Consider the following 500-nt stretch of genomic DNA (forward strand, 5'->3'; position numbering starts at 1 on the left):
CCAGCGGTCCTCGAATTCACCGAGCATCAGCTCGGCCTCTTCGGCGGTGGCGGACGTGTAGATGCGGCGCAGGTCGGCCGCCACTTCCTTGCGGCGCTTCCATGAGACGTAGTTCAGGCTGTGGCGCACCATGTGAACGATGCACAGTTGCACCACCGCCTTGGGAAAGACGGCCTCGATGGCGTCAGGGAAGCCCTTGAGCCCATCGACGCAGGCAATGAAGATGTCCTGCACGCCCCGGTTGCGCAGTTCGGTCACAACCTGCAGCCAGAACTTGGCACCCTCGGTCTGCGCCAGCCACAGACCCAGCACCTCCTTCTCGCCCGTCATGGTGATGCCGATGGCCAGGTACACCGCCTTGACCCGCACCGCGCCCTCGCGCACCTTCACGTGGATGCAGTCCAGATAGACGATGGGGTAAATCGGCTCCAGCGGCCGGGCCTGCCAGGCCTTGACCTCATCGGCCACGGCGTCCGTCACCGAGGAAATCAGGCTGGGTG

1 protein-coding gene is annotated in these 500 nt (G+C 64.6%); it reads right to left on the reverse strand.

What is annotated here, in order from left to right; translation table 11 throughout:
- On the reverse strand, nt 1–500 hold a 500-nt coding region (locus AVS7_RS18570), incomplete at both ends, for an IS256 family transposase (RefSeq protein ID WP_020229554.1).

The sequence above is a fragment of the Acidovorax sp. MR-S7 genome, from assembly GCF_000400995.2.
In the GTDB taxonomy this organism is placed as follows: domain Bacteria; phylum Pseudomonadota; class Gammaproteobacteria; order Burkholderiales; family Burkholderiaceae_C; genus MR-S7.